General features: G+C 71.8%; 11 protein-coding genes. 5 read left to right on the forward strand and 6 right to left on the reverse strand.

The window, feature by feature from the left end; translation table 11 throughout:
• The first annotated feature begins 62 nt into the window (after nt 1-62).
• A complete protein-coding gene (locus E1288_RS48800) occupies nt 63-434 on the forward strand; it encodes a hypothetical protein (protein ID WP_235883607.1) in 372 nt (123 codons plus the stop codon).
• A 16-nt stretch (nt 435-450) separates the two neighbouring features.
• Nucleotides 451-4,752, forward strand: a complete 4,302-nt coding sequence (locus E1288_RS16975) for an HAD-IC family P-type ATPase (protein ID WP_132486159.1) — start codon at nt 451-453, stop codon at nt 4,750-4,752.
• 214 nt (nt 4,753-4,966) lie between these two features.
• On the opposite strand, the gene E1288_RS16980 is transcribed toward E1288_RS16975, so the two are convergent.
• Nucleotides 4,967-5,899, reverse strand: a complete 933-nt coding sequence (locus E1288_RS16980; RefSeq protein WP_165968149.1) for an EamA family transporter — start codon at nt 5,897-5,899, stop codon at nt 4,967-4,969.
• A gap of 250 nt (nt 5,900-6,149) precedes the next feature.
• Between E1288_RS16980 and acnA the strand changes: the two genes are divergently transcribed.
• On the forward strand, nt 6,150-8,966 hold the full coding sequence (gene acnA, locus E1288_RS16985; protein ID WP_165968150.1) for an aconitate hydratase AcnA: 2,817 nt from the start codon (nt 6,150-6,152) through the stop codon (nt 8,964-8,966).
• Nucleotides 8,967-9,091: 125 nt separating this feature from the next.
• A complete protein-coding gene (locus E1288_RS16990) occupies nt 9,092-9,541 on the forward strand; it encodes a MarR family winged helix-turn-helix transcriptional regulator (RefSeq protein ID WP_235883608.1) in 450 nt (149 codons plus the stop codon).
• Here the strand turns inward: E1288_RS16990 and E1288_RS16995 are convergent.
• From E1288_RS16995 to E1288_RS46980, 3 genes are all read right to left on the reverse strand, one after another.
• Complete coding sequence (locus tag E1288_RS16995; RefSeq protein ID WP_235883609.1) at nt 9,525-9,899, reverse strand: cysteine hydrolase family protein; 375 nt, start codon at nt 9,897-9,899, stop codon at nt 9,525-9,527. The genes E1288_RS16990 and E1288_RS16995 overlap by 17 nt on opposite strands.
• A gap of 161 nt (nt 9,900-10,060) precedes the next feature.
• On the reverse strand, nt 10,061-10,654 hold the full coding sequence (locus E1288_RS17000) for a class I SAM-dependent methyltransferase (protein WP_235883614.1): 594 nt from the start codon (nt 10,652-10,654) through the stop codon (nt 10,061-10,063).
• A 378-nt stretch (nt 10,655-11,032) separates the two neighbouring features.
• Complete coding sequence (locus E1288_RS46980; protein ID WP_165968146.1) at nt 11,033-11,182, reverse strand: hypothetical protein; 150 nt, start codon at nt 11,180-11,182, stop codon at nt 11,033-11,035.
• Between the two features lie 262 nt (nt 11,183-11,444).
• Between E1288_RS46980 and E1288_RS17005 the strand changes: the two genes are divergently transcribed.
• A complete protein-coding gene (locus tag E1288_RS17005; protein ID WP_132486240.1) occupies nt 11,445-12,494 on the forward strand; it encodes an NAD(P)-binding domain-containing protein in 1,050 nt (349 codons plus the stop codon).
• Between the two features lie 130 nt (nt 12,495-12,624).
• On the opposite strand, the gene E1288_RS17010 is transcribed toward E1288_RS17005, so the two are convergent.
• Both E1288_RS17010 and E1288_RS17015 read right to left on the reverse strand, forming a co-directional pair.
• On the reverse strand, nt 12,625-12,834 hold the full coding sequence (locus E1288_RS17010) for a ferredoxin (protein ID WP_132486165.1): 210 nt from the start codon (nt 12,832-12,834) through the stop codon (nt 12,625-12,627).
• Nucleotides 12,835-12,836: 2 nt separating this feature from the next.
• The gene (locus tag E1288_RS17015) at nt 12,837-14,054 is read right to left on the reverse strand and encodes a cytochrome P450 (protein ID WP_132486167.1); all 1,218 of its coding nucleotides are present in this window, start codon (nt 14,052-14,054) and stop codon (nt 12,837-12,839) included.
• Nucleotides 14,055-14,061: the final 7 nt, after the last annotated feature.

Consider the following 14,061-nt stretch of genomic DNA (forward strand, 5'->3'; position numbering starts at 1 on the left):
AGCGATCTGACGTCCGGCGCGGCCTGAACAGCTGCGGCTCCGGAGGAGGGGGTGTCCCAACCATGGCCACCACGACAAGTCCGAGCACCTCGTCGACGAGCTCGGGCACCGCGCATCGCACTCGCAAGCAGCCCGCGACCAGGGCCGCCCCGGCGCGTGGCGGCACGGACATCACCCTGCCCTACGTCACCGCCGAGCTCCACACCACCAAGGTCCACCTGCCCGGGCTCCCGGGGATGCCCGGCCGCAAGGAACTGACCTCCGCCGTCGACACCGTGCGCGGTCAGCTGCCCTCCCGCGAGCAGGCGCTGTTCTACGGCGGGTTGACCGCCGCGGCCGCGTTCAGCCTGATCGAGTGGCCGGTGGCCGCGGCGATCGGCATCGGCAACGCGCTCGTCCAGCGCAGCGTGCACAAGGAGATCAGCGAGGCCTGATCGCGAAGGATCTCCGATGCCGCTGGGTTGGCTCCTGTCGAAGGCCGCCGAAGTCGTCGCGCCGGTGGCACGCGCGGCCCGCACGGTGGCTGCCGGGCCGGCCGACCGGCGGGTGTGGGTCGGCCGCAACCGCAGCCACCTGGAGATGCGCGGGGTGCACAGGCCCGGCACCGAGAGCGCGGCACGTGACGTCGAGCAGCGGCTGCGCGACGTCGCCGGAGTGCGCGGCGCCGAGGTGAACGGCGTGTTGGGCCGGGTCGTGGTCACGCACGACCCGGAGGTCGTGAACATCGCGGCGCTGGCCCGCGTGATCGCGGAGGCCGAGGCCGAGCACGGCTTGGACGACGAGCCGATGTCGCCGCGCAGCGCGGTGCACCCGGGAAACGCCGAAGCCGTGCTCCGCGACGTGGGTGCCCTGGTCGCGGGCGTGGCGGGGCTCGGCTACTCCGCAGTCGGCGCATTGCTGCCGGTGCGGGCCGTTTCGCCGCTGGTTCCGGCCGTGGTGTCGCTGGTGGACTCGGTGCCGTGGATGCGCGGCAGCTTGGAGCGCAAGCTCGGCCGCGCCCCGGTCGACACCACGCTGGCGCTGGGCGGCGCCATCGCGCACGGCCTGGCCCGCCGTCCGCTGGGCGTGCTCACCGACATGTGCGGACGGTTCTGCGCGTCCCGCGAGGCGATCGCCCGGCACCAGGCCTGGCAGCAGTGGGAGCAGGTCTCGCACCGCTGCGACCCGGTGGCGGTCCCTGATCGCCCGCGCCCGATCCCGGACGGCCCGGTGGAGCGTGTCGCGGGCGTTTCCGGCGGCATGGCGCTGGCCGGGTACGGCATCGTGCTTGCCGGGTCGCGCAACCCGCAGCGCGCCCTCGCGGCGCTGCTGGCCGGTGTGCCGCGTCCCTCGAAGGCCGGTCGCGAGGCCTTCGCCACCCACCTGACCACCGCGATCTCGGCGCGCGGCGGGCTCGTGCTGGAACCCGACGCGATGCGCCGGCTGGACCGGGTCGACACCGTCGTGTTCGACGCGCCGGTCCTGCTCACCGGTCGCCGCGTCCTGGATGCCGTGATCCCGCTGGACCCCGAGGCCGATGCCGCGGAGCTGTTCGCCCGCGCCGGCGAACTCGTCGATCCCCGGGACCCGTTGGCCGAGCAGGTCCGCGGCGAGTGGTCGACCGCGCCACTGCCCGACGACCTCCCGGACGCCGCCCGCGACGTCGTCGAAGCCGAATCCTCGCGCGGTGCAACGGTATTGGCGCTGCAACGGGACACCACCTCGGTCGCCCTGGTGAGCGTCGCCGACGAACTCGATCCGCTGGCCGAGGCCCTGGTGGAGGCCGCGCGCGCCAACGGATCGGCGGTGGTGGCCGGGATCGGCAGCCGGCTGGACCAGCGGTTGCCGCTGGATCGGCTCGTCGCCGGCGGCAACAACCTGGCCCGCTCGGTGCGGCAGCTGCAGGCCGACGGTGCCGTCGTGGCCGTCGTTTCCGACCGCGCGCACTCCGCGCTGGCCGCTGCGGACGTCGGCATCGGACTGTCCGGAATGGACACCCATTCGTGGGGCGCCGACGTGCTGTGCCCGAGAGCCGATGTGGCCCACATGCTGCTGGCCGCAACCGAAAGCGCTCGCCGCGCCAGCCGGCACGCCGCGATGCTGTCGGTGGCCGGATCCTGCGTCGCGGCGCTGTTCGCGGCGTTCGGCCCGGCGGTCGGCGCGCCTGCCCGGGCCTCGATGCCGGTGCACGCCGCGACGCTGGCCGCCTTCGTCACCGGCACCTGGGCCGGGATGTCCGCGGCGAACCGCGCTCCCCCGGTCCCGCAGGAACGCACCCCGTGGCACGCGATGCCGCCGCCCGCGGTGCTGTCCGCGTTGTCCAGTTCCGAACAGGGGCTCAGCGAGCCGATCGCCGATTCCCGGCACCGGCCGCAGGACGGCGGCCGGATCCCGCCGACCGTGGCCGGGGCCACCGTGGAAGGCCTGATCACCCCGATCACCCCGGTGCTCGGGGCGGGCGCGGTCATCTCGGCGGGCCTGGGATCGATCATCGACGCCGCGCTGATCGGCGGCGTGCTGCTGGCCAGCGCGCTGGTCGACGGCGTGCAGCGGGTCGCGACCGACCGCGAGCTGACGCGGCTGCTCGACGCCGGCCAGATGCCCGCGCGGCGGCGGCGCGACGGGATCGCGCGGCTGGTGCCCGCCGACCAGCTCGTGCCCGGCGACGTGATCGAGCTGCGGGCCGGCGACGGGGTGCCGGCGGACTGCCGGCTGCTGGCGGTCGAGGCCCTGGAGGTCGACGAGTCCAGCCTCACCGGCGAATCCCAGTTGGTCGCCAAGGAAATCGAGGCCACGACCGCGCCCGCGGTCGCCGATCGCGCGTGCATGCTCTACCAGGGCACGGCCATCGCCAGCGGCTCCGGCACCGGGATCGTCGTGGCCGTCGGCACGTCCACCGAGCTCGGGCGCACCGCGCAGGGCACCGTGGCCGAGCACGACGGCGGCGTCGAGGCCAGGCTCGGTCAGCTGACCAAGCGGGTGCTGCCGATCTCGGTGGGCGCCGGTGCCGTGCTGTTCCTCGCCGACCTGGTGCGCGGCATCCCGCTGGCCCAGACCGTCGCGCGCTCGGTCGGCCTGGCCGTGGCGGCGGTTCCGGAGGGGTTGCCGTTCGTCGCCACCCTCGCCGAGCTCGCCTCGGCGCGCCGCCTGTCCAAGCGCGGCGTCCTGGTGCGCAGTCCGGCGACGATCGAGGCGCTGGGCCGCGTCGACGCGCTGTGCTTCGACAAGACCGGAACCCTCACCCAGGGGCGGATCGCGCTGCGCCAGGTGTCCGACGGCCGCACCGGCCAGTCCACTGAGGACCTCGACGACGGGCACCGGGAGATCGTGGCCGCCGGCATGCGGGCCACGCCGCGCCAGCACGACGAGCACCCGCTGCCGCACCTCACCGACCGGGCGGTGCTCGACGGCGCCCGCGCGGCCGGCGTCGTGGCGGATGGGGCCGTGCTGGCCGAGTTGCCGTTCGAACCCTCGCGCGGCTTCCACGCGGTGCGGACCCGTGATCTGCTGTCGGTGAAAGGGGCGCCGGAGGTCGTGCTCGACCGGTGCACCGGCTGGCGAGATCGCGGGGCGTTCGACGCCGAGGCTCGCGCCGACGTGGAAGCGGAGATCGAGCGCCTGGCGCTGCGCGGCTACCGGTTGCTGGCCGTGGCCGAACGCGCCGTCCGGGCGGGCACCGATCTCACCGAGTCCGATGTGGACGGGCTCGAGTTCGTCGGGCTGCTGGGCCTGGCCGATCCGGTGCACCCGACCGCCGCCGACGCGGTCGCGCAGCTGGGCGGGGCGGGCGTGGACGTCATCATGATCACCGGCGATCACCCCAGCACCGCCGAGGCCATCGCCGCCGAACTCGGCATGCTCGGCGACAAGCGGGTGCTGACCGGCGCGGAACTGGATCAGCTCGACGACGAACAGCTCGCGGGCGAGCTGCCGAAGGTCTCGGTGTTCGCCCGGGTCAGCCCGGCGCAGAAGGCGCGCATCGTGCGCCGGCTGCGGGCCGGCGGCCGGGTCGTGGCGATGACCGGTGACGGCGCCAACGACGTCCCGGCGATCAACCTGGCGCAGGTGGGCATCGCGTTCGGGTCCCGCGCCACCCCGGCGGCCCGGCAGGCGGCCGACCTCGTGGTCTCCGACGACCGCATCGAGACGCTGACGGACGGCATCGTGGAGGGGCGCGCGATGTGGACCTCGGTGCGCGACGCGCTGTCGATCCTGCTCGGCGGCAACCTCGGCGAGATCGGCTACGCGCTGGGCACCGGGCTGGTCAGCGCCGGCGCCTCGCTCAACGCCCGGCAACTGCTGGTGGTCAACCTGCTCACCGACATCATGCCCGCGATCGCGATCGCGGTGCGGCCGCCGCCGCAGGCCACCCCGGAGAAGCTTCTCGCGGAAGGCCCGGAGGCCTCGCTCGGCTCGGCGCTGGCGCGCGACGTCTCCGCCCGCGCGGCCGCCACCGCCGGCGCTGCGGGGCTCGCCTGGATGCTGGCCAGGCCGCTGTCCACCGCGGCCCAGGCCCGCACTACCGGTCTGGTCGCGCTGGTCGCCGCGCAGCTGGCGCAGACGCTCGCGGTCCGCGGCCGCACGCCGCTGGTGCTCGTCGCGGGCGTGGGCTCGGCGCTGGTCCTCGTCGGGCTGGTGCAGGTCCCCGGCGTCAGCCAGTTCTTCGGCAGCAGCCCGCTCCTGCCGCACCACTGGCTCATCGCGGTCGGCACCTCGATCGCGGCGACGCTGGCGGTGCTGCTGTGGCAGAAGTGGTCGCAGAACAGCCCCTGACCTGCACTGTTCTGGCTCGATTCACCTGCGCTTCATCTCCCGCGCAACGGCGGCTAACCCGTTCGGCGCACAGTCGGTTCGCAACGACACAGCAACGCGGGAGAAAGCAGACCGATGCCCCAGTTCCTCACCACCGTCCTGACCGGCGTGGCCATCGCGCTCATCGAGACCCTGTTGATCCACCTGGTGAAGTCGGCCATCCGCACCGCCTGACCTACACCCCGGCCAGCTCGGCGGACTGGGTCTTCGCCGGTGCCGCGCGCTGCGCGACGAAGGCACCGACGAGGATCAGCGCCCCGCCGACCAGCTGGATCGGGCCCAGCGCCTCGGCCAGCAGCGCCCATGCCAGCACCGTGGCGACCACCGGTTCCAGGAACGCGACCGCCCCGGCCACCGGCGGCGAGAGGCGGCGCACCGCGACGATCCCGGTCAGGTACGCCAGGACCGTGCTCAGCACGACGATCCAGCCGACCGCGAACAGCGCCGGGAACTGGTACCCGGCCAGCTCGACCTGCCCGAGCAGCAGCGCCCAGTCCAGCTCCCACGGCTGCGCGAGCAGCGTGACGACCGCGGCGCCGAGCAGCAGCCCGAAGCCGGCGAGGGCGAACGGGTTGACCTCCGGCCCGCTGTCGGACAGCAGGAAGTAGGTGGCCTGGCAGCCCGCCGCGCCCAGTGCCAGCAGCAGGCCGATCGGGTCGAAGCTCAGCCCGGACCACAGCTCCACCACGCAGGCCAGGCCGACCATCGCGATCGCCACCCCGATGGCCGCCGAGCGCGTCACCGGCTTGCGGCGGACGAACCGGATCCAGCCCAGCACCATCACCGGGCCGAGGAACTCGATCAGCAGCGCCACCCCGACCGGCACCCTGGCGATCGAGGCGAAGTAGAAGACCTGCACCCCGGCGATCGCGAACAACCCGTACCCGGCCAGCAGCTTCGGCGCCCGGCGCACCGCGGGCGCGTAGCGGATCACGAACGGCAGCATCAGCAGCGCCCCGCCGGCCAACCGCAGCCAAGCCACCTGCAGCGGGGTGAACCCCGCGGTGATCAGCGGCTTGGCGAACGGCCCGGAACCGCCGAAGCAGAACGCGGAGACGATCGCGACCGCCACACCGGCGGACTTCGCGTTGTCGGTCAGGTTGCGCATGCGCCAATCGAAGCACGCCCCTCCGACGCCCTCGCAACGGCTTTCGGTACTTCCGTCCCAATCCCTGGGAAGGCGGGAAAAACGGCGGTTTTGCACGCCGCGGTACATGTGATCGAGAGTTTGCCGACCCTTAGTTGAGGGCGAATACAGGACAAGCGTACTGTTAGCAGCGAAGAGAGCGGGTCCCCGCGCATGCTCGCTCGACGTGCGCGAGACTCGCAATCGTTCCCGAACTTGCGCCCGTCGCGAGATGGAGTTGAACGTGACTGCACCTGCGAGCAAGGACAGCTTCGGCGCCCGCGGCACGCTGAACGTCGGTGACGCCTCTTACGAGGTGTTCCGGCTCAGCGCGGTCGACGGCGCGCAGCGGCTGCCCTACAGCCTCAAGATCCTCCTGGAAAACCTGCTGCGCACCGAGGACGGCGCGAACATCACCGCCGACCACGTGCGGGCCCTCGCCAACTGGGACGCCAAGGCCGAGCCGGCCACCGAGATCCAGTTCACGCCGGCCCGCGTGATCATGCAGGACTTCACCGGCGTGCCCTGCGTGGTCGACCTGGCCACCATGCGCGAGGCGGTGGCCGACCTCGGCGGCGACACCGCCAAGGTCAACCCGCTGGCCCCGGCCGAGCTGGTGATCGACCACTCCGTGATCATCGACGTGTTCGGCAAGCCGGACGCCTTCGAGCGCAACGTCGAGTTCGAGTACGGCCGCAACAAGGAGCGCTACCAGTTCCTGCGCTGGGGCCAGGGCGCCTTCGACGAGTTCAAGGTCGTCCCGCCGGGCACCGGCATCGTGCACCAGGTCAACATCGAGCACCTGGCCCGCACCGTGATGTCCCGCAACGGCCAGGCCTACCCGGACAGCTGCGTCGGCACCGACTCGCACACCACCATGGTCAACGGCCTGGGCGTGCTGGGCTGGGGCGTCGGCGGCATCGAGGCCGAGGCCGCGATGCTCGGCCAGCCGGTGTCGATGCTCATCCCGCGCGTGGTCGGCTTCAAGCTCACCGGCGAGATCCCGGCCGGCGCCACCGCCACCGACGTGGTGCTGACGATCACCGAGATGCTGCGCAAGCACGGCGTCGTCGGCAAGTTCGTCGAGTTCTACGGCTCCGGCGTGGCCTCGGTGCCGCTGGCCAACCGCGCCACCATCGGCAACATGAGCCCGGAGTTCGGCTCCACCGCGGCGATCTTCCCGATCGACGAGGAGACCGTCCGCTACCTCAAGCTCACCGGCCGCCCGGCCGAGCAGGTCGCGCTGGTCGAGGCCTACGCCAAGGAGCAGGGTCTCTGGCACGACTCGAGCCACGAGCCGGAGTACTCCGAGTACCTCGAGCTGGACCTGTCCACCGTGGTCCCGTCGATCGCCGGCCCGAAGCGCCCGCAGGACCGGATCGTGGTGTCCGAGGCCAAGCAGTCGTTCCGCACCGCGCTGACCGACTACGCCACGGTCGAGACCGCCGACGACCGGGCCGTGGACGAGGCCGGCGAGGAGTCCTTCCCGGCCAGCGACGCCCCGGCGGTCACCCACCACGAGTCCGCGCCGGCCGTCGTCTCGGCCGCCAACGGCTCCCACGGCCGGATCTCCAAGCCGGTCAAGGTGTCCTCCGACGAGCTCGGCGAGTTCGAGCTGGACCACGGCGCCGTGGTGATCGCCTCGATCACCTCCTGCACCAACACCTCCAACCCGTCGGTGATGCTGGGCGCGGCGCTGCTGGCCCGCAACGCCGTGGACAAGGGCCTGACCCGCAAGCCGTGGGTGAAGACCTCGATGGCCCCGGGTTCGCAGGTCGTCACCGACTACTACGAGAAGGCCGGGCTCTGGCCGTACCTGGAGAAGCTCGGCTTCCACCTGGTCGGCTACGGCTGCACCACCTGCATCGGCAACTCCGGCCCGCTGCCGGAGGACGTCTCCGCCGCCGTGCAGGACAACGACCTGTCGGTCGTCTCGGTCCTGTCGGGCAACCGGAACTTCGAGGGCCGGATCAACCCCGACGTCAAGATGAACTACCTGGCCTCGCCGCCGCTGGTCATCGCCTACGCGCTCGCGGGCTCGATGGACTTCGACTTCGAGAACGACCCGCTGGGCACCGACACCGAGGGCAAGCCGGTCTTCCTGCGCGACATCTGGCCGTCGCCGCAGGAGGTCCAGAACACCATCGACTCGGCGATCACCAACGAGATGTTCACCAAGTCCTACGAGGACGTCTTCAAGGGCGACGAGCGGTGGCGGTCGCTGCCCACCCCGGAGGGCCAGACCTTCGAGTGGGCCGCGGACTCCACCTACGTGCGCAAGCCCCCGTACTTCGAGGGCATGGCGATGGAGCCGGCGCCGGTCACCGACATCTCCGGTGCCCGCGTGCTCGCGCTGCTCGGCGACTCGGTCACCACCGACCACATCTCGCCGGCCGGTGCGATCAAGCCGGACTCGCCCGCGGGCAAGTACCTCACCGACCACGGCATCGACCGGAAGGACTTCAACTCCTACGGTTCCCGCCGCGGCAACCACGAGGTGATGATCCGGGGCACGTTCGCCAACATCCGGCTGCGCAACCTGCTGTTGGACGACGTGCAGGGCGGCTACACCCGGGACTTCACCCAGGACGGCGCCCCGCAGGCGTTCATCTACGACGCCGCGCAGAACTACGCCGCCCAGGACATCCCGCTGGTGGTGCTCGGCGGCAAGGAGTACGGCTCCGGTTCGTCGCGCGACTGGGCGGCCAAGGGCACCCGGCTGCTGGGCGTCCGCGCCGTCATCGCCGAGTCCTTCGAGCGCATCCACCGCTCGAACCTGATCGGCATGGGCGTCATCCCGCTGCAGTTCCCGGAGGGCAAGTCGGCCAAGTCGCTGGGCCTGGACGGCACGGAGACCTTCGACTTCGCGGGCATCACCAAGCTCAACGAGGGAGAGACGCCGCAGACGGTGAAGGTGACCGCGACCAAGGCCGACGGCTCCACTGTGGAGTTCGACGCCAAGGTCCGCATCGACACCCCCGGTGAGGCGGACTACTACCGCAACGGCGGCATCCTGCAGTACGTGCTGCGCAAGATGATCCGCTCCTGATCCCCTGCCGATCCGGCGGGCACTACCGAACGGGCCCGGTGCGCCACAAGCGCACCGGGCCCGTTCCCGTGGGGCGCCCCGTAAACTGGCGGGCGACCTGACCGACGACGGCTGGCGAGGTGGCAGTGCAGCGCAACCGGCGGGCCGAGCGGATGGCGTCGGATCCCGATCTGGCGGCCCTGAGCGCGCGGCTGCTGCTCGCCCTGCAACGGGAACTGTTCGACGCGCTGGCCGAGCGGGGATTCGCCGATCTCACCCCGCGCCACGGCGCCGTGCTGGCCTACCTGGACGAGGCCGGCGTTCGCGCGAGCGAGCTGGCGCAGCTCTCGGGGCAGCACAAGCAGGTGATCGGCACCATCGTCGACGAGCTGGAAGCGCTCGGCTACGTCGAACGCAAGCCGGATCCCGCCGACCGGCGGGCGAAGCTGGTGGTGCCGACCGAACGCGGGCTGGCCGAGCAGCGCGCCGCGGACCGGATCATCGCCGCGATCGAGCGGCGCCACGCCGAAGAGATCACCGAGCCCCGCTACCGCGAGTTCAAGGAATCCCTGCGGGCCATCACGGAACGGGTGTGAGGGCGGCGAGCAAGGACTTCGAGTCCGACACCCAGCCGAGGTTGTGCTCGATGACCGCCAGCGACGCCTCGTGGTTGGCCCGGCCCAGCGGCTCGCTGGTGCAGTCCGCGAGCAGCACCGGCAGGTAGTCCCGGAAGAACGCGTCCCGGATCGTCGACTCGACGCAGACGCTGGTCGTGCAGCCGGTGACGATCAGCGACGTGGTTCCGAGCCGCCGCAGGGTCGCCTCCAGATCGGTGCCGTAGAAGCCGCTGTAGCGATGGTGTCCCGGACCGGACCGATGTCCAGCCCCGCCCGGTCGACCATGCCGCCGGGTGCCGCGAAGTCGTTCTGCATGTCGATCACCAGGACCGCACAACTACCGGTCGCCAACTCGACCGACGCCGGACCGGCGCCAAGGGAAAACCACATCGACACTCCGTCACCAAAGTTGATAGTCAAGATCGGTGACTAAATATAGCCGACCAGCCCACGACGACCAGCCCACTGGGACGAGCGGGCAGCGATGAGTCCCGTTGCTCAGGGCTGGCGGGGGCGGCGGCAGACGTAGATGCGGGCCGGCGGGACGTTGCGCCACACCGTGCGCGAGGTCAGCACCTCGTCGAAGCTCAGGTCCAGGCGGCGGCGGAACTGCTGGGCTCCGGCCATGCCCAGGGCGTGCACGTAGGCGAAGGTCGTGAAGGCGCCGCCGGGCGCGAGAACCGCGCCGACCTGGCCCAGGATGTCGTGCTGCAGCTTCGCCGGGAAGATCGACCACGGCAGGCCGCTGACCACCGCGTCCACCTTGTCGATGCCCGCGTCCGCGAGCAGTTCGCCGAGCCGCGCCGCGTCGCCCTGGATGACCTCCAGCCACGGCATTTCGGCGCCCAGGTACTCGACCATCCCGGCGTCCAGCTCGATCGCCACCTGTCGGCCACCCGCGGGCAGTCGCTCGGCGATCGCGCCGCTGAGCGCCCCGGTGCCGGGCCCGAGCTCCACGACCACCGGGTTGCCGGAGGTCGGCACCACGGCCGCCATCTCCCGGGCCAGGTTCGGCGAGCTGGGCGCAACCGCGCCGACCAGGTTCGGCTTGCGGACCGCGCGTTCGATGAACGTCCGGTAGTTGGCCAGCACCGATCCGGAGCCCGAACGGGGCAGCACCGGTCCACCCGGCTGTGGACCACTGGACTGTTCGACTGGACTCACGGATGCCCTTCCCGATCGGCGTGCTGACCTCGTTCGGCTCACCCTATCGGTCGCCGCACCCGCCGCGACCCGCATGTGCGGCATCACATGCCGATCATCGCGGGCCCGGGACACCCGCGGCGCTAGTTACCTTTGCAAACAACCGTGCCGATTAAACTCGGAATGAACGTGATGCAGTCAATCCGAAAATGCACCCGGAATTGGGTAACGAAAACCGGCCGGGCGACGATTGGATTCGCCGCCGTGGCCGGTCCGAGGTATGCGGGCCCGTTCCCACCGAGGGGAGCGAACCCGCTGCGCGCTAGCTCAGGCGATGCGCTCGGCCACGGGGCCGGCCGGCTCGATCACCTGGTCCGGGGTGCCCGGCTGAAGTCGCCACGCCCACTTGGTCATCGCTCCCGCCACCGCCAGCAGCACAACCGACTCGGCCGCCAGGGCCACCCACACCGTTGTCACTTCTTGCCTCCCTTCTGCAAACCTCCCCGTCTTCCGCACGCGCGCGCGAGGCACCGCCCGGCAAAGGGCAGGACGAACGGAAGAAGGTTTGGGGAACCACCGCTTACGGAATCAATCGTAGGGCGTTGTTTCGGTGGAATTAAAGCCACCCCACGGGTGTCTTGCGTCGCACTCTCTTGGCCTATCGGAACAACTCCGCAGGCAGTGGCACAGACCACCTCGCGCCCGGGAAGATTCCGCCGCGGCGGCTGTTCTGGTGGATGTGGAGGACATCGACGTCGTGGTGATCGGGGCCGGCCAGGCGGGCCTGACCGGCTCGTACCACCTGCAGCGAGCCGGCATCGACCACGTGGTGCTAGACCACGGCGACGGGCCGGGCGGCGCGTGGCGGCACCGCTGGCCGTCGCTGCGCCTCGGCGGCGTGCACGGCATCCACGACCTGCCGGGCAGCCCGCTGCGCGAAACCGACGGCGCCCGCCCCGCCGCCGAGGTCGTCCCGGAGTACTTCGGGCGGTACGAGTACGAGCAGGAACTCCCCGTGCTGCGGCCGGTGAAGGTCGACGCGGTGCGCGACGGCGGCGAGCGGCTGCTGGTGGACAGCTCGGCGGGGACCTGGGCCGCCCGAGCGGTCCTCAACGCCACCGGCACCTGGGAGAACCCGTTCTGGCCGCACTACCCCGGGCAGAGCTCGTTCGCCGGCCGCCAGCTGCACACCGCCGACTACCACGGCCCCGAGGAGTTCCGCGGCCGGCGCGTGATCGTGGTCGGCGGCGGGATCTCCGCGGTGGAACACCTGCTGGAGATCGCCGACGTCGCCGAGACGACCTGGGTGACCCGGCGGCCGCCGGAGTTCACCGACGCCGAGTTCACGCCGGTCGACGGGCGAGCCGCGGTCGCCGAGGTCGAGCGCCGCGTCCGGCTCGGCCTGCCGCCGGGCAGCGTCGTCAGCGCGACCGGGCTCCCGAACACCCCGGCCGTGCAGGCCGCGCGCGAGCGGGGCGTGCTGAACCCGCTGCCGATGTTCGAGCGGATCACCGCCGACGGTGTCGAATGGGCCGACGGGCGTTCGCAGCGCGCGGACGTGATCCTCTGGGCGACCGGCTTCCGGCCGGTCATCGCCCACCTCGCGCCGCTGCACCTGCGCGAACCGGGCGGCGGCATCCGGGTCGCCGGGACCCGCGCGGTCGCCGAGCCCCGGCTGCACCTCGTCGGCTACGGGCCGTCGGCCAGCACCATCGGGGCCAACCGCGCCGGCCGTGCGGCCGCCCGGGAGATCACCGAGTTCGTGCGGGAAAGATCAAGAAAACCTTAATCGGTCCTGTCCAGGGACCTAATGCCCTGTAACCGGAGCGCCACAGCCAGCAAGCTGCGCTGTGGCGGCTCAACCACGCCGGCGGCGCCATCTCCAGGAGAGGGGGAGGTGGCGCCGCTTCACGTCGCGGCTACCGGTCGCCGATCAGCGACAGCGCGCCCGACGGGCAGACGTGCACCGCCTCCCGGGCCGCCGCGACCAGACCCGCGTCGCCGTCGTCCACCTCGGCCGCCAGCAGCACCACCCGGCCGTCCTCGTCGTTCTGGTCGAACAGCGCGGGTTCGGTCAGCACGCACTGGCCCGCCCCGACGCAGCGGTCCAGGTCCGCCTCGATCCGCATGATCACTCCTCTCCCCAGGTCACGGGCATCTCGTAGATCCCGTAGATGTTCGCGTCGGACTTGAACGGCAGGTCGTCCACGGCGACGGCCAGCCGCAGCCCGGGCAGCCGCCGGAACAGGGTGTCGAAGACGATCTGCAGCTCCAGCCGCGCCAGGTTCTGCCCCAGGCACTGGTGCGGGCCGAAGCCGAACGCGACGTGCCCGCGGGCGTTGCGGGCGAGGTCCAGCTCGTCGGGGCGGTCGAAGGCCTCGGGGTCGCGGTTGGCCGAGCTGCCCAGCGCGACGACGCCCTCCCCCTCCGGGATCAGCACGCCGCCGATCTCGACGTCCTCCGTCACGGTGCGCGAGGTCGCCGCCTCGACGATGGTGAAGTAGCGCAGCAGTTCCTCGACGGCGGTCGGGGTCTTGGCCGGGTCGGCGACGATCTCCGCCAGCTGGTCGGGGTTCTCCAGCAGCGCCAGGGTGCCCAGCGAGATCATGTTCGCGGTCGTCTCGTGCCCGGCGACCAGCAGCAGGAGCGCCATCCGCACGAGCGCCTCGTGGTCGGCCTCGCCGGCTTCGCGCTGCTTGCGGATCTGCCTGCCGAGCAGGTCGTCGGTGACCTCCTGCTCCTTGGCCGTCACCAGCTCGTCCAGGTACGCCTGGATCTCCTCGACCGCGGCGATGCGCTGCTCGACGGGGGTGGTCTTGCGCAGGATCAGGCCGGTGCGCTCCTGGAAGAAGTCGTGGTCGGTGTAGGGCACGCCCAGCAGCTCGCAGATGACCAGTGATGGCACCGGCAGCGACAGCGCCCGCACCAGGTCGACCGGGCGGGGCTCGGCGAGCATCTCGTCGATGCAGCCGTCGACGATCTGCTGGATGCGCGGTCGCATCGCCTCGATCCGCCGCACGGTGAACTCGCCGAGCACCGAGCGGCGGGCGGCGGCGTGCTCTTCCCCGTCCATCCCGATCATCGACGGGGCCACGGTGCCGACGGTGGCCCGCTGGCCTACCGAGAGCTGCGGGAAGCCGGGGCGGCGCCGGTCGGAGCTCATCCGCGGATCGCCGAGCACCTGGCGGACGTGTTCGTGCCGGGTCACCAGCCACGCGGTGCCGCCGCCCGCCATCGGGACCTTGGCGATCGGTGCTTCGGCGCGCAGTTCGGCGTACTCCGGTGCGGACGCGAACGGGCAGGTGCGGACTTTAGGGTAGGCCGCCGGGTCAACGGCATGTTCGGACATCGTGACT

Origin of the sequence: Saccharopolyspora elongata (assembly GCF_004348985.1) — a bacterium.
Taxonomy (GTDB): domain Bacteria; phylum Actinomycetota; class Actinomycetes; order Mycobacteriales; family Pseudonocardiaceae; genus Saccharopolyspora; species Saccharopolyspora elongata.

What these genes read in the sequence shown, in the direction of transcription:
- E1288_RS48800 (WP_235883607.1), top strand. Translation starts at nt 63, where the DNA reads ATGGCCACCACGACAAGTCCGAGCACCTCGTCGACGAGCTCGGGCACC.
- E1288_RS16975 (WP_132486159.1), top strand. Translation starts at nt 451, where the DNA reads ATGCCGCTGGGTTGGCTCCTGTCGAAGGCCGCCGAAGTCGTCGCGCCG.
- E1288_RS16980 (WP_165968149.1), bottom strand. Translation starts at nt 5,899, where the DNA reads ATGCGCAACCTGACCGACAACGCGAAGTCCGCCGGTGTGGCGGTCGCG.
- acnA (WP_165968150.1), top strand. Translation starts at nt 6,150, where the DNA reads ATGGAGTTGAACGTGACTGCACCTGCGAGCAAGGACAGCTTCGGCGCC.
- E1288_RS17010 (WP_132486165.1), bottom strand. Translation starts at nt 12,834, where the DNA reads ATGCGGATCGAGGCGGACCTGGACCGCTGCGTCGGGGCGGGCCAGTGC.
- E1288_RS17015 (WP_132486167.1), bottom strand. Translation starts at nt 14,054, where the DNA reads ATGTCCGAACATGCCGTTGACCCGGCGGCCTACCCTAAAGTCCGCACC.